The organism is Solwaraspora sp. WMMA2059 (assembly GCF_027497315.1).
GTDB lineage: Bacteria > Actinomycetota > Actinomycetes > Mycobacteriales > Micromonosporaceae > Micromonospora_E.
The window spans coordinates 6,375,051-6,395,260 of sequence record NZ_CP114908.1; the positions used below are offsets into that span (position 1 = coordinate 6,375,051).

Genomic DNA, 20,210 nt, shown 5'->3' on the forward strand with positions numbered 1-20,210 from the left:
GCCAGGGACTTTTTCGACTGCCCCGGCGCGGAGAACAACCTTGAAGTGGGAGAGAGCAGTGATTGTCGAGATGTTTCGTGAGCTGGTGGTGCGGTGGCGGGAGTGGCGGGACGGGCGGTCGGCGGCGTCGAAGCGGCTGGCCGGGCTGGCCCGGGAGCGTGCGGCGGCCCGGCACCGGAGGTTGGAGGGCAACCGTGGGCATCGCTGGTCGTCGGAGCCGACGATGCTCACTCCGACGCTGCGTCCGCTGATGACCTACGGTCAGCTGCTCGGCTACCGCGTACCGGCGGGGTCGTGACCTGACCCGGCAGCCGAGTCGGATGCGGTATCCAGGACAACCAGACTCACGCGGCCCCAGCCCGACGGGAGGCGTACAGGTCGGCGAGGAAGTCATCAACTCATCATTCGACTCGAACAGGTCCGGCCGGGCAAGGTCGTCAACCGAGGCGACCGGGCGCACGCCCTGACGGCGCGCCAGCTCCTCAGCAGGCACGTGCTCAGCGGTCGGCCACTCGGGCATCTGCTCGGCGTTGCTCGACATCACGGCTCACCTCCTCGCGGCTCTTGACCATCTCCCATACTCCCGCACAGACCCGAAGGCAGGGTCTCCTGCGACACGGACCGTTCACGGGCTGATCTTGAACGTCGGTGGCTGAGTTCGTCGTGCAGCAGCAGGCAGCGCCCAGACGAAAGAGGTGTACGAACGCCGTTGGCCGGTCCCCCCAGGGACCGGCCAACGGCGTTGTGGCTGCTCAGTGAGCGGAGGATACGAGATTCGAACTCGTGAGGGTGTGAACCCAACACGCTTTCCAAGTCTGCCTACCAGTGTCCGGCTACGGGTGACCAGGTACGTGACCTGCTGTTACGACCCTGACCGGTCCTGCTCGGACATCGCCGGACGCCGGTGAATGAGACTAAGACTGAGACCAGCCGGACCGGATACTCATCAGCCCACTGTGCCTGAACAGGGCTGTTTGTGCCCCGCTTATGAAATCCACCCCCGGTCGTTCACCCTCGGGCCCGGCACTGCCCACTACCAACACCACCGCCCCGAAGACCCCTCCAGGATCGTGCTGAGTAGCGGTGAACGATCTTGCTGATCGCGGCCCACCTAGCCATCGCCTCCGATGCCGCCGGATCATCCTCATAGTCCTGCGTCAACCGGCGATGCGCCGTCAACCATGCCAAACTTCGCTTGACCACCCACCTACGCGGATGCACCACTAACCCCCGCTGCCCGACAGACTTACGCATAATGTCCACCCTGGCCGACACCTAGCCGACGTTGAGCTGCGTAAACAGCAGATCTGAGCTGTTCGAACGGTTCACCACAGTCCCATGGCTGTCTGGCGTTGCTCCTGCCCATCGTCCCGCAGTTGGTCGACGCTGCCGTACACTATGAGACTAGACAGGTCGTAAAGACGCAGCAGGAGCGGCCAGTGTGGAAGAACATCTATGACGGCGTCAGCCTCCTTGTCTCACTGGTTGGGTTTGGCCTGACGATCTGGCAGCTTCGACGTACAGCGAATGCGGCCGAGGCCACGCAGCGGGCGGTTGAGCGTACCGAGACTCGAATGGCGTTAAATCATCTATTAGTTCTACTCCCTCAATTTCGCGTTCTGGAGACCGAACTCGATTTTGCCGTGCAAGACGAGGATCGGAAAATGGCAATGAAAGTTTTGGCCTCGTATGCGCAAATCGCTAGTCAGGTTGCGGGACTAATTGATGGACGCGATGGTATCGACAAGGATCTGATGGGTAAACTTGAGCGAGCCTCGCGAGACGCGTCGCTAACAAAGGCTCGTATAATTAATGAGCCGACACGTACGGTTAGATTGATTACTAAAGATTTCCGAAGTACAACAGCGGATCTCGCGGCCTTCATTGGCAGTCTTGCATCGCGGTTCAGCCTGGAAAGCGGTCGATAGTATGATGAATTACTTTAGCGACAGAGATTTTCTAGAGCTCTTGCGGTCGTTGACTAATGTGACCAAGCATGGCCAGCTGAAGTGGAAGCGGGTTGGTAAGCATGAGTTCGAGGCCGCCCTCGATGAGATAGGCTTTTTCTTGTTCACCAGAGATAGCGACGGATTCGAACCGTTCGCAATTCAGGTCACGCAAGGCTCTGATGAGATTGAGAACCTCAGTCAAGACAGTATGGGTGAGGATGCGGCGGCTCAACTCTCGGAACTTTACTCCATAGTCCGAAACAAAACGCTCGGGATAGACCAAGTTGTCAAAGGAATCCTCAGTGCAGTTAAAGGCCTGGAGGAAGAACCCCCGTTCTAGTCTTTGTCAACCAGTTTAATGTCCTAGCGGGTCAGCCCGAACGCTATAGCTAGACGGCTTACGTCCGGTGACTCTGATCCACAGCGGAAAATTTCCGCGACCAGTGCGCGGGCATCTGATGCGCACTGCACCTCGGCTGGCGCAATTCGGTGTGCCTCTGTGACGGTGCGGCCGGCTGCTTGCGGGTTGCCAACCTCCATGTACATCCGGGTGATGTTGAGAAGGTATGCGGACCGGTGTTCAGCGGGCAGGTGCAGCCACCGTCCACTTTCTATTACCATCTCGTGTTGGGCGAGGGCCTGCCGGGTCTCGCCGAGCCTTGCTCGTGTCACGATCTGAGCTAGTTCGACAGCGATCTGGCTGAATCCATGCTGCTGCTTCATATCCTGGTCTTTCTCCTGTCGGCTGAGGTTGGCGGCCTGCAGTAGTAGTTCCTTTACGGTGGGCGGGTCGTTGTTGCTGGCGGCGGCAAGTGCTGCTTGTAGCAGCAGGGCACCGAGTAGGGAGGTCTGTTCGGCTGATTCGGTGTCGTCGGGTAGCTGGGCGATGTGGTGTGCGGCGGCCAGAGCTGTCGCGAGCGCCAGTCTGTTCTCGTCCAGGGCGCGTAGAGCTTGGGTGAGGCTCAGTGCTGCGGTTGCGGCGAGGGTGCGGTCGTTTCCGGCTGCGATGACTGCTCGGTCTGCGGCGATCCAGGCTAGGTGTGCTTCTTCGAGTTTCACCAGTACCGACGAGGCGAGTTTGTATGCCTGGACCAAGGGCTCAGTTCCCATTTGCGGTCTCAGCGCATGTAACTGCTGGCTGGCGCTCAGTAGGTTTGGAAGTATGCGCAGGAGCTGCGGGTAGTCGCCGTGTCCATAGGTCAGCCAGGCGTATTCTATCTGCCGCTGGATCTCTTCTAACTTCGGCAGGTGGGGAGCTTTTGTCTGGGCATTGAATGTGGCGTGACAGGTAAGCGCCGCTTGTAGCTTTTCCAGATTTCCGATTGCACTGCCCCCGACTGGGGATATTTCCTGCCCGTCAAGTAGTGCCGCCGGGTCGATATGGAGCACTTCGGCGATGTGTTGGATCACGGAGAACTTGTCGAGTTTTCGTATGCCGCGTTCGACTTTGTCGACCCAGCTTTTAGATTTGCCGATGCGGTCGGCGAAGACTTGCTGTGTCATTCGGCGGCGCATCCGCCATTGGGCGACTCGGCGGCCAATCGGTACCTGCGTCGGCGATTGGCCTTGCTTGGTCGTCGTCATGGCAGGGAAAAGCGATCCGCGTGGCCGCTTCGGTGTTCGGCCCGCTCGTTCCGGTTGGCCGGTTTCGGGTTGGCCGGTGGGCTGTCGCTGGCCGGGTGATTCCTTTCCTGCGCGGGGTGCACCACGTCGATTGCCAGGTGTGGGCGTTGGAACCATTTTCCGAACATGATGCCTCCGTGGAGGTTGAGCAGCCGATAATCGTCCTTGCTAGGAGCCGTGGCGTGGCCGGGTGAATCACCGAATTCCGATCTAGTCGAGCGGTCCGCCTTGGAGGCGTTCGGACACCGCTGGCTTCACGGGTGGGTCCAGCGTACGAAGCGTTGGTTGAGGTCTTCGGGGTCGGTGATGGCGTTGGGGTCGAGTTTGGTGATGTCTCGGATGGCGAGGTGGAGCATGACGCCCATGAAGGTGGGGAGTGCTGCGGGGTTGTCGCGGAATTGGTTGATGAGGTCGATTCGGGCTTGTCCGCAGGGCCAGGGGTGGGCGCAGGTGCGGCAGAGCCAGAGGGGGCGTAGTGGTGTGTGGGTTTTGGGGGGTTGGCGGTGGTGGACGGGTGATTGGTTCGGTGGTGTTGTCACGAGTTCAAGGGTGTCGGTGTGACTAGCCCCTTGTCAATATGCCAGTAGCAGTTTGCCAAGTGGCGGTTTGACTAGTTGGCGTTTGAATAGTGTGCGGGCATGGGTCGCCACCTGTACGGGCCGCAGGAGCTGCAAGAGCGGCTCCGGGTGTCCCGTCAGCGGGTACAGCAGCTCATCCGACGTCCGGATTTCCCGGAGCCGTATGACCGTCTGGCTATGGGTTCTGTGTGGCGTATCGCGGACGTGGAAGCGTGGATCAAGAAGTTCCGGCCGCATCTGGATGAGCCGGACGAGGATTAGCCCGTTCTGGTGTCCGTGAGTGCGCCGGTGGCGTGGTGGATGGTGTGGGCTGCCTCCTGCGGGTCGGTGGTGGCGGTGTCGATGGTCAGGTCCGCGTCGACGGGTGGTGTCTGGTCCCACGCGGTGAGCCGGTCGGCGGTGTCGCCGGTGGCGCGTTCGGCGATGCGGTGTGCGGCGATGTCGCGGGGGCACCACAGGTAGACGACCAGCCACCGGGTCGATGGGGTGGCGTCGGTGACGGCGTGGATGCCGTCGGGTTGGCCCATGTGCAGGACGGGGATGCCGGTGGTGAGCGCCTGGTCCAGGCCGTGGCGGTCGATGACGTAGGTGGCCCCGTACCGCTGGTTGCGCCAGATGATGCCGCCGGCCTGGTCCAGGGCGTCAAGGTGGTCGGGGGTGGTCATGCGGTAGCCGCTGGTCCGTCCCCGGCCGGTTTTGAGTCGGGCGAACAGCTGGTAGGCGGGGTCGATGGCGGCAAGCCGTTCGGTGATCGTGTCCTTGCCGGCCGCTGGTGGGCCGTAGAGGATGACGCCCCGGTTCATGCGGTTGCCGCCGGCGCGGTGAGGATCGCGGACAGCAGGTCTTTGGCCTGCTTCTGCAGGGGGACGCTGGACGCGCAGTTGTCGATGACGGTGTGGGGTGCGGCCGGTCGCATGTCGAAGTTGACGGTGTCGAGGTAGGCGGGCCAGTTGGCGAGTTTGGCGGCGTCGCGGGCCGCGCCCCGGTGGCGGATGTAGGTGTGCATGGTGTCGGCGTCGCAGTACACCCACACGAACAGGGTCTGGGCGTTCATGGCGGTGTGGCTGGCCTGGATGCGGTCGACCCATGCGGTGTCGGTGAACTCGCGGATGAACGGGGCGGTGACGATGGCGCTGTTGCCGCAGGCGACGTTCTCATGGGCGACCGCGATGAGGGATTCGTACTCGCGTGGCCGGACCTTGGTGAAGTAGTCGTCGGACTCGCGGTCGTGGGGTGACAGGCCGAGGAGTTCCAACGCGGCTTCGACGACGGGGCGGGTGATGGTGTCCTTGTCGAGCATGGGCCAGCCGGTTTCCCTGGCGAGGATGCGGCCGAGTTCGGTTTTCCCGCTGCCGGCGTAGCCGCCGATCATCACGACCCGTGGGGTGCGGAGGCGGATGTCACCGCCGCGTGTCTGGTTGGGGGCGTTGACGATCCGCTTGGATCGGGACTTGCTGACGATGAGTCCTTCGTCGGCGAGGATCTTCATCGCTTCGGAGATCGTGAAGACGCTGACGTCCCAGCGTTCGGCGAGTTCGCGGGTGGACGGCAGGGTGTCGCCGTCGCGCAGGACGCCCGCTTCGATCTCGTTGCGCAGGTTCCGGGCCACCTGTTGGTGCAGGGAGTCTGGTCGGCTGAGTCTGGGCTGAGGGGATGTCATGGGGTCCTCTCGCATCGGGCGTCTGTCCGCGTCTGTCCAGGGAATCCTACCAGTTGCCTAACAGATGGTATGCCCATCGTCGCAGGTCAGGGGCCAAGTTTGATCTTCATTCAGCCCTAACAGTTGACCTGGCTACATATCAGTTGTTAGCTTCATGTCGCTGGTCACGCCGACCGGCCAGGCCGAACAGGTCTGTAGAGGTCACCGCTGTGTCTTGTGGAGGAACGCGACATGCAGGCACCCCCTGTCCCGGACCCGACCGAGGTCGGTCCCACCGCCGCCGATCTGGTGGCGATCGAACGTGAGTGGCCGTTGATTGAGGCCGAGTTGGCGTTGCTGGACGCGGAGATCACCGCCCTGTACGCCGATGGCGGGCCGTCGCTGCTTGACCGCCGTCGGGTGCGGCGTGCTGAGCAGCGGGTGATGCGGGAAGCCGCCGCCCTGGGCGACGTCCAGGCCGTGACCGCGCTGCGGGTACGCAAGGCGGTGGCCTGATGACGACGCCAGCGAGCATGTACCCCCGCCCGGTCCAGGAGCTGTTGCCCGCTGCCCGTGCGATCGCCGTCCGTCTCGGTGAGGTTCCGTCGCGGAACCTGCTGATGCGGGAACTGCGGGTGGGTTCGCCGAAGGCGACCGCCCTGCGGGAAGCCCTGAACCGCGAACAGCAGGATCAGGACGGGGGTCAGGCCGAGTCCACCGGTGGGCACCGGGGGTTGCACCTGGTCCGCGACACCACCACCGACCATCCTGCCGAGGTCGACGTACCGGCCCCGGTCGACCCGTCGCCGGAGCCGTCGCCGGTGTCGGTGGACCCGGTGCCGGTCGCCCCGTCTGAGGAGTCGTCGGGCGGGTCCGGTGCGGACCTGCCGTCGCCGGTCGCCGAGGACACCGAACGGCCGTTGTCGCCGGTGGCGGTGGACGGACACCCGGATTCGAAGATCACTCCCGTTGACCGTCGGGTGGGTCGGTCGCCGGTGCGGTCGTGGGTGCTGCTGTTGCTGGCCGCTCCCGCGTTCGTGGCGATCTGGTCCGGCTGGGTGGGCCTGGGTGAGCTGACCGGGTTCGGTGTGGTGCACCCGCTACCGGGCATCTGGGACTCCCTCGCGGTGAACACGGCGATCACGTTGCCGATCGGCGTCGAAGCCTATGCCGCCTACGCGCTGCGGGCGTGGCTCGCCCCCGACGGGGTTCCGCCACGGGCGCGCAGGTTCGCGGCCTGGTCGGCGATCGGGTCGCTGGTTCTGGGTGCGGCCGGTCAGGTGGCGTATCACCTGATGGAGTCCGCCGGGATCACTGCCGCCCCGTGGTGGATCACGACGGTGGTCGCCTGTCTGCCGGTGGCTGTGCTCGGTATGGGCGCCGCTCTGGCTCACCTGCTGCACACCGACCGCCAGCAGCGGGAGCCGTGACTTTGCCCGGCGGCGCGGCCCATGGCCTAGGAACCTTCGCCGCGCCGCCGGCCCTTCAACCCTCAGCATGCGCTTCGGGAAGGACTCTCATCGTGGCATCCACCGCTTCGCCGGACGAGTTGCCGTCCACGGAAATCGTGTCGCGTATCCAGCACACTCCGGCCGGGGCGAAGGCGTGGGTGGAGCGTGACGGGCGCGGCCGGCTGTTCGTCCGCTGCCAGGGCTGCACCCTCTACCGGCAGGTCGACGGTATGGCTCCCGCCCTGGCCGCGCTGGTCACCCATCTACCGACCTGCCCCGCCGACGCGACCGGCGTCGACCCCGGTCCGGTCTGACCGCCCTGTGTGCCGGTGGCGCGGCCGGACGGCATACCCGCCGGCACGCCATCGGCCCCTCAACCTCGCACGTTCCCCCTGGTTCTTCTGTTGGAGGCAACCCCCATGCCCACCCCTGACGACGGTTACGACTGGCAGGCAGCGGAAGCCGACCTCACCACCGACGACAACGGCAGCAACGCCGATGTGGTCGACCTGACCGCCCGCCGCCGCAAGACCAACACCGCCGGGTCGTTCGCCGTTGACATCGACGACGAGAGCGACGACCGCGACGACGACGCCCCGGTCCCGGTCAACCCACCCGCCACCGACAGCGGCCGGTCCCGCCTGGCTGGTGTCGTGGGTGCGGAGCGTCGGCCGATCATCCCCGCCTGGCTGCGCTCCCGGACCGAACTGGCCAACGCCGTCCGCTGGACGGCAGGCCACTACACGCACGTCAGCATGTATCACCTGTCCCGGTCGCCGAAATACTGTGCGCGGTTGGCGTGGCGTGCCCCGTTCGGCGTGGCCCGGCTGCTCGGTCACACGGTCCGGTGGGTGACCGACGCCGAGGGCATCCCCGTGCGCCTGGCCGTGGTCCGGCAGGAAAACGCCGAACTGTACTTGAAGCTGTCCCGGCAGCGTGACGTGCGGGTCCGGTGGCGCGGCCTGGTCCTGACCGCGATCCTGCTGCTCGGCATCCCGACCGTGCTCACGTTGATGGCCCTGGCCGGGTCGTGGCAGCGGTGGGCGGTCCTCGCCGGTGTCGTGGCCCTGTTCGGTGTGGCCGGTACGCCGAAGGACAAGCCGCTGCTGGACGTGGCCGCTGTCAGTCCGCGTGTGCGGAAGCTGTCCGCCGACGTGGTCACCCGCGCGTTCCTCGCGGCCGGGTTGTGCAAGCCGGACGACCTGATCACCTTCCCCGCCCCGATCATGCGCGACGGACCCGGCTGGCGGGCCGTGATCGACCTGCCGTACTGGACGAACGCCGACAAGGCGATCAAGAAGCGGGACCAGCTCGCCGCCGGCCTCGACCTCGACGAGGTCCAGGTGTGGCCGGAACGGGTACGCGGCACCGCAGGGTCCGCCCGCCGCCTGGCGTTGTGGGTCGCCGATGAAGACCCCTACGCCAAGGGGTCCGGCGCATGGCCGCTCATCGCGAAGGGTGGTGTGGACATCTTCGCGCCGTTCCCGTTCGGGCAGGACCAGCGGGGACGCCCGGTCCCGCTGCTGCTCATGTTCACCTCCCTACTGGTGGGAGCCATCCCGCGCATGGGCAAGACGTTCGCCGCACGCCTGCCTGTCCTGGCCGCCGCGTTGGATCCGATCGTTGAGCTGCACATCTATGACGGCAAGGGCGGTCAGGACTGGCGACCGTTCGAACGGATCGCCCACCGCACCGGCTACGGCGTCCGCGACGACGTCGTAGCGGCCCTGGTCGACGACCTACGCGGCTTGGTCGCCGACATGAACCGCCGCTACGACACCATCGCCACCCTGCCCGCCGACCTGTGCCCGGAATCGAAGGTCACCCGGCAGATTGCCGAGAAACGCTCACTGAAGCTGTGGCCGATCCTGGTCGCGGTGGACGAGTTTCAGCGCTACTCCGCCCACCCCGTGCACGGCGACGAGATCGTGTCGCTGCTGACCGAGCTGTGCAAGGTCGGCCCGTCGGTCGGCATCATGATCCTGCTCGCCACGCAGAAGCCAGACGGCAAAGCCGTGCCGACCGACCTGCGCGACAACATCGGCACCCGCTTCGCCCTGAAAACCATGACGTGGCAGTCCTCCGAGGCCGTGTTGGGTGCCGGGTCGTACACCGCCGGGTACGACTCGTCGCGGTTCCAACGCGGACACAAGGGCGTCGGCATCCTGCTCGGCGCGGACGACTCCGGATCGGTCGACGAGGCCGTGACCGTGCGGACCAACCTCGCCGAGATGGCCGACGTCGAGAAGGTCGTCACCCGTGCCCGTGAGCTGCGGGAGCGGGCCGGAACCCTGACCGGCCACGCTGTCGGCGAGACGCCCGAGGCGGTGAAGCACGCGGGGGACACCCTGTTGGACGACATCCTCACCGTCGTCCCGAGCGGTGAGGCGAAGGTGTGGTCAGAGACGGTCGTCGCCCGACTCGCCGAACTCCGCCCCGAGGTCTACGGCGGGTGGGAGACCGGGAACCTCGCCCCGGCGCTCAAGCCGTACGGGGTCACGGTCGGCCGGCAGGTGTGGGGCACCGACCCGGTCACCGGGGAACGCGCCAACCGTAAGGGCATCCTCCGCGACGACATCACCACCGCCGTAACCAAGCGTGACCAACGCCGCAAGGCGGGATAGCCGCTCGCGGGCCGCTAGGTCTATCGGCGACACCCGCTAGACCTAGCGGCACCGCTAGCCCTCGAAACAAACCCCTGCCAGGACGCTAGCCGCCTAGCGCCCCTACCCCCGCACGCCCGAAAACCGCCCGTGGAGGCACCCCGTGGAGTCCCTGACCGCCCTCGCTAGCCTGCTCAGCCCCCTCGCCACCATTGTCACGTTCGGTTACCTGGTCACCTGCGCTATCTGGCCGTTCGGCCCCTGCCGACGCTGCCACGGCACCGGGAAACGCCGCGCCCCGTACGGCAAGGCGTTCCGCCTCTGCTACCGCTGCGACGGCACAGGACGCCGTATCCGCATCGGCCGGCACGTGTGGAACGAGATCCGCCGCGAACACCGCAACGGCACCCACCGATGAACCGCCGCCGGCACCCGCACGGGGAACACACCGACTGGTGCGCCCGTGACCACCGCTGCGGACACGACGGACACCGCTCCCCGTCCATGGTCGTCGACCTGCCCGGCCACGCCCGCGCGGTCCTCACCCGCATCCGCACCGGCGACGGACACGACCAGGCCGAGATACGCGTACGGGTCGCCCTGGCCGACGCCGACCCCGCCGCCCGCCGACAGCTGGCGGTCCTGCTCGCCGACCTGGACGACCTGATCACCCGGACCGCCGCCGCCGGCCGACCCCACCCCCGGCCACGCGGTCACCGCCCCGCCTGACCACCAACCGACGACACCAGAAGAAGGAGGAACGCCGTATGAGTCGACAGTCCACCCACGACCACAACGCGGAACGAGCCGTGATCGGCGCGGCCCTGGTCGCCCCGCACGCCCTGGCCGACCTGATCGCCCTGCTCAGCCCGGACGACTTCCACCGGCCCGCGCACGGGATCATCTGGCAGGCGTTGACCGCCGTGCACGCCACCGGCCAGGCCACCGACCCCATCACCCTCACGGCGTATCTCGCCGAGTCTGGCGAGTTGGGCAAGGTCGGTGGTGCCCCCTACCTGCACACGCTCATGCAGGGCGTTCCCGCCGCCGCGAACGCGGGACACTACGCGCGGATCGTGGCCGACCACGCCGCCCGCCGCCGGGTCGTCGACCTCGGAGAGCGGCTGACCAGCCTCGCCGCATCCGGTGCCGACGTCGCCGACGTGGTGGCGACCGGTCGCGCCCTGCTCGACCAGGCCGACACAGGCGGGTGGGCACCGCTGATCCCGCTCGGCGACCGCCGCCACCTGCCCGCGTTCCCCGCCGAGATGCTGCCCGCCTGGGTCGCCGACATGGTCTACGGGGTCGCCGAGTTCACACAAACCCCGGTCGACCTGCCCGGCTGCATCGCCCTCGCCGCCCTGTCGACGGCTGCCGGTGGCCGCGCCGAGGTGGAGGTACGCGGGTCGTGGCGGGAACCGGTCAACCTGTTCACCGTCGTCGTCCTACCGCCCGGTTCCCGCAAGTCGGCGGTCTTCTCGGCGATCACCGGCCCCCTGTTGGCCGCTGAGAAAGCGTTGGTGGAGCGGACCCGACCGGCCATCGTGGAAGCCGAACTCGCGGCACGAGTGGCGGGGAAGACCGCCGAACGAACGGCGATCGCCGCAGCGAACGCGGACGCGTCCGGTCGTGACACCCTGCTCGCTGAGGCGACCGCCGCCGCGATGAACGCCGACACCATCACCATCCCCGCCCTGCCACAGCTGGTCGCCGACGACGTCACCAGCGAGGAAGCCGCATCCCTGCTCGCCGAACAGGGCGGACGCCTCGCCGTGCTGTCCCCGGAAGGCGGCATCTTCGCCACCATCGCCGGCCGCTACTCCGGAACCCCCAACCTGGAAGTCTTCCTCAAAGGCCACGCCGGGGACATGCTGCGCGTCAACCGCCGGTCCCGTGCCCCGGAACACGTCGAACACCCCGCGCTGACACTCGGTCTGGCCGTGCAACCCGACGTCCTCCGCGACATCGCGGACATGCCCGGCTTCCGCGGCAAGGGGTTGCTGGCGCGCATCCTGTTCTCCCTGCCGGAGAACACCGTCGGACGACGCCGCATCGGAGCCGACCCGGTACCCGAACCGGTCGTCGCCACCTACGCGGCCAACCTCGCCACGCTCGTGATGTCCCTCGCTGAGTGGACCGACCCGGCCGTGTTGCCGCTCACCCCCGACGCCAACGACCGCGTCATGGACATCGAACGGGCGGTGGAACCCCGGCTGGCTCCCGGTGGCGCGTGGTCACACGTCATCGACTGGGGCAGCAAGTACACCGGCGCGGTCGTTCGGATCGCCGGACTGATCCACCTCGCCGAACACCTGCGCGACGGATGGGGAAAACCCGTTCACGCCGACACCATCGACCGGGCCGCCCTGCTCGGCGACTACTACGCCGCGCACGCCCTGGCCGCGTTCGACGACATGGGAGCCGACCGGACCAGCCGCCACGCCCGCCACGTCCTCACCTGGATCGAACGCACCACCACGACCGCCTTCACGAAGCGGGAGCTGTTCCGCGCGGTCCGCAGTAGCCAGCTGCCCACCGTCGCCGACCTCGACCCCGCCCTGTCCCTGCTCGAAATGCACGGCTACATCCGCCAGGTCGACGCGCCCCGGACGCGGGCCGGTGGTGGCCGACCGCCGTCGCCGTCCTTCCTGGTCCACCCCGACGTGCACGGGCAACCCGCCGCCACCGTCCACGCCCTGCCGGACGCCGTCCGGCGGACCGCCTGATGCCCCGGACAGAACTGACAGAACTGACACAACCCCCTGCCGACCGAGGTTCTGTCAGTTCTGTCAGTTGTGTCCACGACCAACCGGGCCGCTCGACGCCCCGGCCGACGGGCGACAGCAACCGAGGGCCACCACGTCCGCCGGACCGGCCAGCAGCCCAGCCGCACCGGCACAGCCGAGACACCACCGCCGCCGGCCCGCACCGGGCCGAACCCTCGACACGAACCGCCATCAAGCATCACCGGGGAGAAGCGTGAACAGCGCAGATCGCATGGTCCTCACCATCGAAGAAGCCGCCCAACGACTCGGCGTCGGCCGAACCACCATGTACGCCCTCGTGATGAACGGCGAGATCCGGTCCGTCACCATCGGCCGACTTCGCCGCGTCCCCGTCCGCTGCCTCGACGACTACGTGACCGCCCTACTCGGCGACCAGCCGACCGACCAGGCCGCCTGAGAGGGGACACCAGCATGGGACGTAAGCCCAACGGCGCATCCAGCATCTACAAAGGCAATGACGACTACTGGCACGGCCGGGTCACCGTCGGAGTCAAGGACAACGGTCGCCCCGACCGCCGCCACGTCTCCGCGAAGACCGAAGCCGAGGTCACCCGCAAAGTTCGCGCGCTGGAACGGGAACGCGACAGCGGCATTGTCCGCAAGCCCGGCCAGCGCTGGACGGTAGAGAAGTGGCTGACGCACTGGGTGGAGAACATCGCCGCACCAGTGGTGCGGACGAACACCCTTGACGGCTACCGGGTGGCGGTCCGTCGCCACTTGATTCCCGGCATCGGCGCGCACCGGCTTGACCGCCTGGAGCCGGAGCACCTGGAGAAGCTGTACGCGAAGATGATCCGGTCCGGCAGCGCGCCCGGAACGGCTCACCAGGCACACCGAACGATCCGGACGGCGCTAGGTGAGGCGGTACGCCGTGGCCACCTCGCGCGGAACCCGGCAGCCTTGGCCAAACCGCCCCGTCTGCCGGATACCGAGATCGAGCCGTACTCAATCGCAGAAGTTCAGGCCATCCTGCGTGCTGCTGATGACCGCAGGAACAGCGCGCGATGGGCTGTGGCTCTCGCCCTGGGCTTGCGGCAAGGGGAAGCGCTCGGTTTGAAGTGGTCGGACGTTGACCTCAAGTCCGGCACGTTGACCGTTCGTCGCGCCTTGCTACGGCCGAAATGGGCGCACGGCTGCCCCGGTGATTGCGGCAAACGCACAGCCGGAGATTGCCCGCAACGGGTGAACACGCGCCCGGTCGCTGCCGACACCAAGTCGCGCGCTGGTCGGCGTTCGATCGGCCTGCCTGACGCCCTAGTCCAACTCCTGCGGAAGCATCGGAAGGCGCAGAAGGCCGAGCGGGAAACGGCGGCGCAGCTGTGGCGCGATGAGGGATGGGTGTTCGCCAACCCGACCGGGGGAGTGATCAACCAGGCCACCGACTACGACGAGTGGAAGCGACTACTAAAGCTTGCGGGGGTACGGGACGGGCGACTACACGACGCCCGCCACACTGCCGCTACCGCACTCCTGGTCCTCGGTGTCTCCGGCCGCGCCGTGATGGGGATCATGGGCTGGTCCAACTCGGCGATGGCGGTCCGATACCAGCACATGACCGACCGGGTACGCCGGGACATCGCAGAGCAACTCGGCGGGCTGCTCTGGGGCAAGCCGGAACCCTCAGGGGAGGACGATGACGACGGGACAGCAGGGGCCACCGTAGCGGCCTGATGAGCAACTGAGACGAAAACTGAGACGAAGAGCTGCGCGAACGCCGCTGGCCGGTCCCTCAGTGGGACCGGCCAGCGGCGTTGTGGCTGCTCAGCGAGCGGAGGATACGAGATTCGAACTCGTGAGGGTGTGAACCCAACACGCTTTCCAAGCGTGCGCCCTAGGCCTCTAGGCGAATCCTCCGCACGACACGATACAGGCTGCGGACGTGGCGGTCAGCACGGGCCGGGGTCGCCGACGGCCGCCCACCGCCCGGGGTACAGTGGGGCCAACCCCTCGTGCGGCGTGCATCTCGTGAACCTCCCCAGGGCCGGAAGGCAGCAAGGATAAGCGAGCTCTGGCGGGTGCACGGGGGGCCCTTTCGTCTCCGGGGCCGGCCGGGGGACCTGCCCCGGGGTGGCGGTCGCCGGCCCGCCCGCGCAGAATGGCTCCCGGCGTGGAACCCTGCCTGGTCGGAAGGAGGCGGTGAGGGTGGCACTGGCGCTCTACCGCAAGTACCGGCCGAGGACGTTCGCCGAGGTCATCGGCCAGGAGCACGTCACCGAGCCGTTGTCGCAGGCGTTGCGGACCGGGCGACTCAACCACGCGTACCTCTTCTCCGGGCCGCGCGGTTGCGGCAAGACCTCCAGCGCCCGAATCCTGGCCCGCTCGCTCAACTGCGAGCAGGGACCGACGCCGGAGCCGTGCGGCAAGTGCGACTCCTGCCGCGCCCTGGCTGCCGACGGCAGCGGCTCGATCGACGTCATCGAGATCGACGCGGCCAGCCACGGCGGCGTCGACGACGCCCGTGAGCTGCGCGAACGCGCCTTCTTCGCGCCGGCCAGCAGCCGGTTCAAGATCTACGTCATCGACGAGGCGCACATGGTCTCGTCGGCCGGCTTCAACGCGCTGCTCAAGCTGGTCGAGGAGCCGCCGGACTATGTCAAGTTCATCTTCGCCACCACCGAGCCGGAGAAGGTCCTCGGCACGATCAAGTCGCGGACCCACCACTACCCGTTCCGGCTGATCCCGCCGGGGGTGCTGCGGCCGTACCTGGAGCAGCTCTGCTCCGCCGAGGGTGTCAAGGTCGACCCGGCGGTCTTCCCGCTGGTGGTGCGGGCCGGCGGCGGCAGCGCCCGGGACAGCCTGTCGGTGCTCGACCAGTTGATCGCCGGTGCCGGCCCGGAGGGGGTCAGCTACCCACGGGCGGTGGCCCTGCTCGGCGTCACCGACAGCGCCCTGCTGGACGAGATGTGTGACGCCCTCGCCGCCGGTGACGGTGCCGCCGCCTACGCAACCGTCGACCGGGTCGCCGAGGCCGGGCACGACCCCCGCCGGTTCGCCTCCGACCTGTTGGAGCGGTTGCGGGACCTGATCGTGCTGCAGCAGGTGCCGGACGCGGTCAGCAAAGGGCTGATCGACGGGCCACCCGACCAGATCGACCGGATGACCGCCCAGGCCGAGCGGCTCGGCCCGGCGACGCTGTCGCGGTGCGCCGACACGGTGCACAACGGCCTGGTGGAGATGCGCGGCACCACCGCGCCACGGCTGCTGCTGGAGCTGGTCTGCGCTCGGATGCTGCTGCCCGGGGCCGAGGAGTCGACGGGGGCGCTGCTGCAGCGGATGGAGCGGATGGAGCGTCGGCTGGCAGCCGGCGTACCGGTGGCTGCCGCTGCTGCTGCACCGGTGACCGTCGCTCCCGCCGCCGCGCCGACCGCCGGCACCGCCGTGGCACCGGCCGGACCGCCGGCCGCGACGCCCGCCGCTGCCGTGCCGGCTGCGCCGCCGGCGGTTGAGCGGCCACCGGCCGCCGCGCCGGCCGTACCGCCGGAAGCGGTGATGCCCGACCCGGCCGTCGCCGAGCCGCAGCCGGCCCCGGCCGCGCCGGGCGCCCTCGACGCGGCAACCGTCCGGCGGTCCTGGGACCAGATCCTCGCCATGGTCGGCAACCGGAGCAAGCGAGCCGCCGCGGTGGTCCGCGAGGCGACGGTACGCGACGTCGACGGCGACGTGCTGGTGCTGACCTTCCGGCACAGCGTGCACGCCACCATGCTGTCCGCCTCGCCGGACCTGCTGCTCGAAGCCGTCTACGAGACGCTCGGGGTCCGGTGGCAGATCCGCTGCGAGACCGCCGGTGCGGCGTCCGGTCCGGCCCGGGCCAGCGCCGCCCGGTCGGGCCCGGCGTCACCCGCCGCCGGTCCACCTGCCAACGGTCCGGCCACCGCTGGCCCGCCGGCCGCCACCCGGTCGGCGGCGGCCAGCGCCGCCCGCGCGGCGGCTTCGGGCGGCGGGGCTGCCGGCCGGCCGGGTGCGAGTCGCCCGGGTGGTCGCCAGCCGGCCGGCGGCGGTGACGACTCCGACTGGCCCGAACCGGCCCGACCGGGCGGCGGCGACGCCCCGCCGGTGAACGACGGCCCGTCCGGTAGTGGCCCACCGCCGGGTGGCACCCGGCAGGCCGCTGACGGTGCCCGGCCGGGCGGTGGGGGCGCGTCCACCGGCCCTGGGTCGGAACAACGGTCGGCACCGACGCAACAGAACGGCCCGGCGCGGCAGAACGGCCCGGCGTCGCGGTCGGTCGGTCGGCCGGCGAGCGCTGCGGCCGGTCGGGGAGCGTCGTCGGCGGGGGGCGGTGCCTGGGCCGACGGGTCGTCCGCCGAGGAGCCGCCGTACGACCCGGACTACGACGGTCCGGTCCGGCCCGGTGCCGCGTCCGGTCCGCCGCGCGGCCCCGTCTATGAGGGCTTCGACCCGGGCGACGAGCCGCTGGACGAAGTGGTGGACGAGCAGACCGCCCGGCAGAGCAGCGAGGAACAGGCGATGCAGTTGCTGCGCCAGGCGCTCGGTGCGGAGAAGATCGGCGAGATCGATTCGCGGTGACTTGAGGCCGATTCGTGGCGACCAGGTGTGCGGCTTCCGTGCCGGGCGCTGCGGATCCGGCGGGACGGACTAGGCTGGCCACGGTCCGGCCACACTGATCGAAGGAGCGGTGCCGTGCGCCCCGGTGGACAGCCCAACATGCAGCAGATGCTGAAGCAGGCGCAGAAGATGCAGCAGCAGATGGCGACCGCCCAGGCTGAGCTGGCTGAGGCGGAGGTCACCGGTGTGGCCGGCGGAGGGCTGGTCACGGCGACCCTTTCCGGCGTCGGCGAGATCCGGTCAATCAAGATCGACCCCAGTGCGGTGGACCCGGCGGACGTGGAGACGCTGGAGGATCTGGTGCTGGCCGCGGTCCGCAACGGCAACGACGAGGTCCGCAAGCTGACCGAGGAGAAGATGGGCCCGGTCACGGGCGGCCTCGGCGGTCTCGGACTACCCGGGTTCTGAGCCGCCGCAGATGTACGAAGGCGCTATCCAGGACCTGATCGACGAGCTGGGCCGGCTGCCCGGCGTGGGGCCGAAGAGCGCCCAGCGGATCGCGTTCCACATTCTCTCCGCCGACCCGGCGGACGTCACCCGGCTGGCCACCGCGCTGCGCCGGGTCAAGGATCTGGTCAAGTTCTGCACGGTGTGTTTCAACGTGGCCGAGACCGAGCACTGCCGGATCTGCCGCGACCAGCGGCGCAGTGACGACGTGCTGTGTGTGGTCGAGGAGCCGAAGGACGTCGTGGCGATCGAGCGCACCGGTGAGTTCCGGGGGCGCTACCACGTGCTCGGTGGGGCGATCAATCCGCTGGAGGGGGTCGGCCCGGACAACCTGCGGATCCGGGAGCTGATGCTGCGGTTGGGTTCGGGGACGGTCAAGGAGCTGATCCTGGCCACCGACCCGAACACCGAGGGTGAGGCGACCGCGACCTATCTGGCGCTGATGGTGAAGCCGATGGGGATCGCGGTGTCCCGGTTGGCCAGTGGTCTGCCGGTCGGCGGCGACCTGGAGTACGCCGACGAGATCACCCTGGGCCGGGCGTTCGAAGGCCGGCGTTCGGTCTGACACCGGGCCGGCGAAACACACGAAACATGTAACAACTTGGTATAGCTCAATCTCGGACATATCTGGCCTATCATCGGCGCTGTAGGGTTCGATCGTCGTTGACGGGACAGTTAAGACACGATCCGGTACCAACCGCGTTCCGGCTGGTTTCCGGTCGCGCCGAACGCCGGCTAAGGTCTCGCCATCGGTGACCCCCGTCACTACGTTGTCCGTACCCAAAGGACGAGGTGAAGCACCCATGCGTGCACCCAGGCCGAAGGCCGCCATCGCGGCCGTCGCGGTCGCGGCGCTGGCCCTAGCCGGCTGCGCCGAGAGCGAGCGTGACGACTCCGGCGACTCCAGCGATGCCACCCTGGTCTTCGGCGTAGCCGGCGACCCGAAGGTCCTCGACCCCAGCTTCGCCAGCGACGGCGAATCGCTGCGGGTGGCCCGGCAGATGTTCGAGACCCTGGTCCGTCCCGAAGAGGGCGGTACGGCGATCACACCCGGTCTGGCCGAGAGCTGGACCCCGGACGAGTCCGGTACCGTTTGGACGTTCAAGCTGAAGTCCGGCGTCAAGTTCCACGACGGCACCGACTTCAACGCCGAGGCGGTCTGTGTCAACTTCGACCGCTGGTACAACGCGACCGGCCTGATGCAGAGCCCCGACGTCACCGCCTACTGGCAGGACGTGATGGGCGGCTTCGCCAACAACGAGAGCGAAGACCTGCCGGAGAGCCTGTTCGAGTCGTGCACCGTGGTCGACGACACCACCGTCGACCTGGCCTTCACCCGGGTCTCCAGCAAGATCCCGGCGGCCCTGATGCTGCCGTCGTTCTCCATCCACTCGCCGGCCGCGCTGGAGGAGCACAACGCCAGCGACGTGACCGGCAGCGCCGACGACATCTCCTACCCGGCGTACGCGTTGGAGCACCCCACCGGCACCGGGCCGTTCAAGTTCGACAGCTGGGACATCGCCAACAAGACCCTCACCCTGGTCCGCAACGAGGACTACGCCGGTGAGAAGGCGAAGGTCAAGACGCTGATCTTCCGGACCATCTCCGACGAGAACGCCCGCAAGCAGGAGCTGCGCAACGGCGGCATCCAGGGCTACGACCTGGTCGGCCCGGCCGACGTGCAGCCGCTCAAGGACGACGGCTTCAACGTGCTCACCCGCCCGGCGTTCAACGTCCTCTACCTGGCGATGAACCAGCAGGGCAACCCGGCACTGGCCGACATCCGGGTCCGGCAGGCGATCGCCCACGCGCTGAACCGTCAGGCGCTGGTCGACTCGAAGATGCCGCCGGGGGCCGAGGTCGCCACCCAGTTCGTCCCGCCGACCGTCGAGGGCTGGAACTCCGACGTCACCACCTACGACTACGACGTGGCGAAGGCCAAGGAGCTGCTGGCCGAGGCCGGCCACTCGGACCTGGCGCTGCGGTTCCACTACCCGACCGAGGTCACCCGGCCGTACATGCCGAACCCGAAGGACATCTTCGAGCTGCTCGCCGCCGACCTGCGGGAGGCCGGGATCACCGTCGAACCGATCCCGCTGAAGTGGTCGCCGGACTACCTCAACGCCACCACCTCCGGCAACGCGCACGACCTGCACCTGCTCGGCTGGACCGGTGACTACGGCGACGCCTACAACTTCATCGGTACGTTCTTCGACCGGCCGAAGGACGAATGGGGCTACGACAACCCGGAGCTGTTCGCCAAGTTCGCCGAGGCCGACGGTACCGCGGACATCGAGGCCCGCTACGAGCTGTACAAGGGCATCAACGCCGACATCATGGAGTTCCTGCCGGGTGTGCCGATTTCGCACTCCCCGCCGGCGATCGTCTTCGCCGAGGACGTGATCGGGGTGCAGGCCAGTCCGCTCACCGACGAGCGGTTCGCCACCGCCGAGTTCAAGTCCTGATCCACGAGTGATCTAGCGAACGGAACGAGGGCGGGCGTCGGCCGCCACCCGGGCCACCAGTCCGGATGGCGGCGGCGCCCGCCCACGCGACCCTCCACACCCC

General features: G+C 68.0%; 20 protein-coding genes, 1 tRNA gene, 1 other RNA gene and 1 pseudogene. 17 read left to right on the plus strand and 6 right to left on the minus strand.

What is annotated here, in order from left to right; all coding sequences use genetic code 11:
* Positions 1 to 58: 58 nt before the first annotated feature.
* The gene (locus tag O7553_RS29160; protein ID WP_148083580.1) at positions 59 to 298 is read left to right on the plus strand and encodes a hypothetical protein; all 240 of its coding nucleotides are present in this window, start codon (positions 59 to 61) and stop codon (positions 296 to 298) included.
* A gap of 824 nt (positions 299 to 1,122) precedes the next feature.
* Here O7553_RS29160 and O7553_RS29165 read toward each other — a convergent pair.
* Positions 1,123 to 1,263: pseudogene (locus O7553_RS29165) on the minus strand (IS5/IS1182 family transposase); the annotation flags it as partial.
* A gap of 176 nt (positions 1,264 to 1,439) precedes the next feature.
* Between O7553_RS29165 and O7553_RS29170 the strand changes: the two are divergent.
* Complete coding sequence (locus O7553_RS29170; protein WP_281552744.1) at positions 1,440 to 1,928, plus strand: hypothetical protein; 489 nt, start codon at positions 1,440 to 1,442, stop codon at positions 1,926 to 1,928.
* A gap of 31 nt (positions 1,929 to 1,959) precedes the next feature.
* Here O7553_RS29170 and O7553_RS29175 read toward each other — a convergent pair whose 3' ends face one another.
* Both O7553_RS29175 and O7553_RS29180 read right to left on the minus strand, forming a co-directional pair.
* Entirely contained in the window at positions 1,960 to 2,232 is a 273-nt protein-coding gene (locus O7553_RS29175) for a hypothetical protein (protein WP_281552745.1), read from the minus strand.
* A gap of 80 nt (positions 2,233 to 2,312) precedes the next feature.
* Positions 2,313 to 3,533, minus strand: coding sequence for a helix-turn-helix domain-containing protein (locus O7553_RS29180; RefSeq protein ID WP_281552746.1), 1,221 nt, complete (start codon positions 3,531 to 3,533; stop codon positions 2,313 to 2,315).
* A 677-nt stretch (positions 3,534 to 4,210) separates the two neighbouring features.
* Between O7553_RS29180 and O7553_RS29185 the strand changes: the two genes are divergently transcribed.
* A complete protein-coding gene (locus O7553_RS29185) occupies positions 4,211 to 4,411 on the plus strand; it encodes a helix-turn-helix domain-containing protein (protein ID WP_278171234.1) in 201 nt (66 codons plus the stop codon).
* Here O7553_RS29185 and O7553_RS29190 read toward each other — a convergent pair.
* Both O7553_RS29190 and O7553_RS29195 read right to left on the minus strand, forming a co-directional pair.
* A complete protein-coding gene (locus O7553_RS29190) occupies positions 4,408 to 4,953 on the minus strand; it encodes a kinase (RefSeq protein ID WP_281552747.1) in 546 nt (181 codons plus the stop codon). The genes O7553_RS29185 and O7553_RS29190 overlap by 4 nt on opposite strands.
* Positions 4,950 to 5,759, minus strand: a complete 810-nt coding sequence (locus O7553_RS29195; protein WP_281552748.1) for a GntR family transcriptional regulator — start codon at positions 5,757 to 5,759, stop codon at positions 4,950 to 4,952. Before O7553_RS29195 ends, O7553_RS29190 begins: the two co-directional genes overlap by 4 nt.
* A 282-nt stretch (positions 5,760 to 6,041) precedes the next feature.
* Here O7553_RS29195 and O7553_RS29200 point away from each other — a divergent pair, with 282 nt between their 5' ends.
* From O7553_RS29200 to O7553_RS29240, 9 genes are all read left to right on the plus strand, one after another.
* Positions 6,042 to 6,305, plus strand: coding sequence for a DUF6284 family protein (locus O7553_RS29200; RefSeq protein WP_278171230.1), 264 nt, complete (start codon positions 6,042 to 6,044; stop codon positions 6,303 to 6,305).
* Complete coding sequence (locus O7553_RS29205; protein ID WP_281552749.1) at positions 6,305 to 7,219, plus strand: ABC transporter permease; 915 nt, start codon at positions 6,305 to 6,307, stop codon at positions 7,217 to 7,219. Before O7553_RS29200 ends, O7553_RS29205 begins: the two co-directional genes overlap by 1 nt.
* A gap of 92 nt (positions 7,220 to 7,311) precedes the next feature.
* A complete protein-coding gene (locus O7553_RS29210) occupies positions 7,312 to 7,554 on the plus strand; it encodes a hypothetical protein (protein ID WP_281552750.1) in 243 nt (80 codons plus the stop codon).
* Between the two features lie 105 nt (positions 7,555 to 7,659).
* Positions 7,660 to 9,864, plus strand: a complete 2,205-nt coding sequence (locus O7553_RS29215; protein ID WP_281552751.1) for a cell division protein FtsK — start codon at positions 7,660 to 7,662, stop codon at positions 9,862 to 9,864.
* A 142-nt stretch (positions 9,865 to 10,006) separates the two neighbouring features.
* Complete coding sequence (locus tag O7553_RS29220; RefSeq protein WP_348650022.1) at positions 10,007 to 10,261, plus strand: hypothetical protein; 255 nt, start codon at positions 10,007 to 10,009, stop codon at positions 10,259 to 10,261.
* Positions 10,258 to 10,572: a hypothetical protein gene (locus tag O7553_RS29225; protein ID WP_281552752.1), complete on the plus strand. Its 315-nt coding sequence runs from the start codon at positions 10,258 to 10,260 to the stop codon at positions 10,570 to 10,572. The genes O7553_RS29220 and O7553_RS29225 overlap by 4 nt, the downstream gene beginning before the upstream one ends.
* A gap of 38 nt (positions 10,573 to 10,610) precedes the next feature.
* Positions 10,611 to 12,569 carry a DUF3987 domain-containing protein gene (locus O7553_RS29230; RefSeq protein ID WP_281552753.1) on the plus strand — a complete coding sequence of 653 codons (1,959 nt, stop codon included), beginning with the start codon at positions 10,611 to 10,613 and terminating at the stop codon, positions 12,567 to 12,569.
* Between the two features lie 253 nt (positions 12,570 to 12,822).
* A complete protein-coding gene (locus tag O7553_RS29235) occupies positions 12,823 to 13,026 on the plus strand; it encodes a helix-turn-helix domain-containing protein (protein WP_281550885.1) in 204 nt (67 codons plus the stop codon).
* Between the two features lie 14 nt (positions 13,027 to 13,040).
* Complete coding sequence (locus O7553_RS29240; RefSeq protein WP_281552754.1) at positions 13,041 to 14,300, plus strand: site-specific integrase; 1,260 nt, start codon at positions 13,041 to 13,043, stop codon at positions 14,298 to 14,300.
* Between the two features lie 98 nt (positions 14,301 to 14,398).
* Here the strand turns inward: O7553_RS29240 and O7553_RS29245 are convergent.
* A tRNA-Ser gene (locus O7553_RS29245) sits at positions 14,399 to 14,483 on the minus strand.
* An 87-nt stretch (positions 14,484 to 14,570) separates the two neighbouring features.
* On the opposite strand from O7553_RS29245, the gene ffs reads away from it, so the two are divergent.
* The 5 genes from ffs to O7553_RS29270 all read left to right on the plus strand — a co-directional run bounded on the left by ffs (position 14,571) and on the right by O7553_RS29270 (position 20,107).
* Positions 14,571 to 14,661, plus strand: an RNA gene (gene ffs, locus O7553_RS29250) — signal recognition particle sRNA small type.
* 110 nt (positions 14,662 to 14,771) lie between these two features.
* On the plus strand, positions 14,772 to 17,156 hold the full coding sequence (locus O7553_RS29255; protein WP_281555791.1) for a DNA polymerase III subunit gamma and tau: 2,385 nt from the start codon (positions 14,772 to 14,774) through the stop codon (positions 17,154 to 17,156).
* 138 nt (positions 17,157 to 17,294) lie between these two features.
* Positions 17,295 to 17,603, plus strand: a complete 309-nt coding sequence (locus O7553_RS29260) for a YbaB/EbfC family nucleoid-associated protein (protein ID WP_281555792.1) — start codon at positions 17,295 to 17,297, stop codon at positions 17,601 to 17,603.
* 10 nt (positions 17,604 to 17,613) lie between these two features.
* Positions 17,614 to 18,207, plus strand: a complete 594-nt coding sequence (gene recR, locus O7553_RS29265) for a recombination mediator RecR (RefSeq protein ID WP_123603876.1) — start codon at positions 17,614 to 17,616, stop codon at positions 18,205 to 18,207.
* A gap of 238 nt (positions 18,208 to 18,445) precedes the next feature.
* On the plus strand, positions 18,446 to 20,107 hold the full coding sequence (locus O7553_RS29270; RefSeq protein ID WP_281552755.1) for an ABC transporter substrate-binding protein: 1,662 nt from the start codon (positions 18,446 to 18,448) through the stop codon (positions 20,105 to 20,107).
* Positions 20,108 to 20,210: the final 103 nt, after the last annotated feature.

What these genes read in the sequence shown, in the direction of transcription:
- recR (WP_123603876.1), top strand. Translation starts at nt 17,614, where the DNA reads ATGTACGAAGGCGCTATCCAGGACCTGATCGACGAGCTGGGCCGGCTG.
- O7553_RS29200 (WP_278171230.1), top strand. Translation starts at nt 6,042, where the DNA reads ATGCAGGCACCCCCTGTCCCGGACCCGACCGAGGTCGGTCCCACCGCC.
- O7553_RS29225 (WP_281552752.1), top strand. Translation starts at nt 10,258, where the DNA reads ATGAACCGCCGCCGGCACCCGCACGGGGAACACACCGACTGGTGCGCC.
- O7553_RS29205 (WP_281552749.1), top strand. Translation starts at nt 6,305, where the DNA reads ATGACGACGCCAGCGAGCATGTACCCCCGCCCGGTCCAGGAGCTGTTG.
- O7553_RS29230 (WP_281552753.1), top strand. Translation starts at nt 10,611, where the DNA reads ATGAGTCGACAGTCCACCCACGACCACAACGCGGAACGAGCCGTGATC.
- O7553_RS29240 (WP_281552754.1), top strand. Translation starts at nt 13,041, where the DNA reads ATGGGACGTAAGCCCAACGGCGCATCCAGCATCTACAAAGGCAATGAC.
- O7553_RS29190 (WP_281552747.1), bottom strand. Translation starts at nt 4,953, where the DNA reads ATGAACCGGGGCGTCATCCTCTACGGCCCACCAGCGGCCGGCAAGGAC.
- O7553_RS29260 (WP_281555792.1), top strand. Translation starts at nt 17,295, where the DNA reads ATGCAGCAGATGCTGAAGCAGGCGCAGAAGATGCAGCAGCAGATGGCG.
- O7553_RS29215 (WP_281552751.1), top strand. Translation starts at nt 7,660, where the DNA reads ATGCCCACCCCTGACGACGGTTACGACTGGCAGGCAGCGGAAGCCGAC.
- O7553_RS29180 (WP_281552746.1), bottom strand. Translation starts at nt 3,533, where the DNA reads ATGACGACGACCAAGCAAGGCCAATCGCCGACGCAGGTACCGATTGGC.
- O7553_RS29185 (WP_278171234.1), top strand. Translation starts at nt 4,211, where the DNA reads ATGGGTCGCCACCTGTACGGGCCGCAGGAGCTGCAAGAGCGGCTCCGG.
- O7553_RS29270 (WP_281552755.1), top strand. Translation starts at nt 18,446, where the DNA reads ATGCGTGCACCCAGGCCGAAGGCCGCCATCGCGGCCGTCGCGGTCGCG.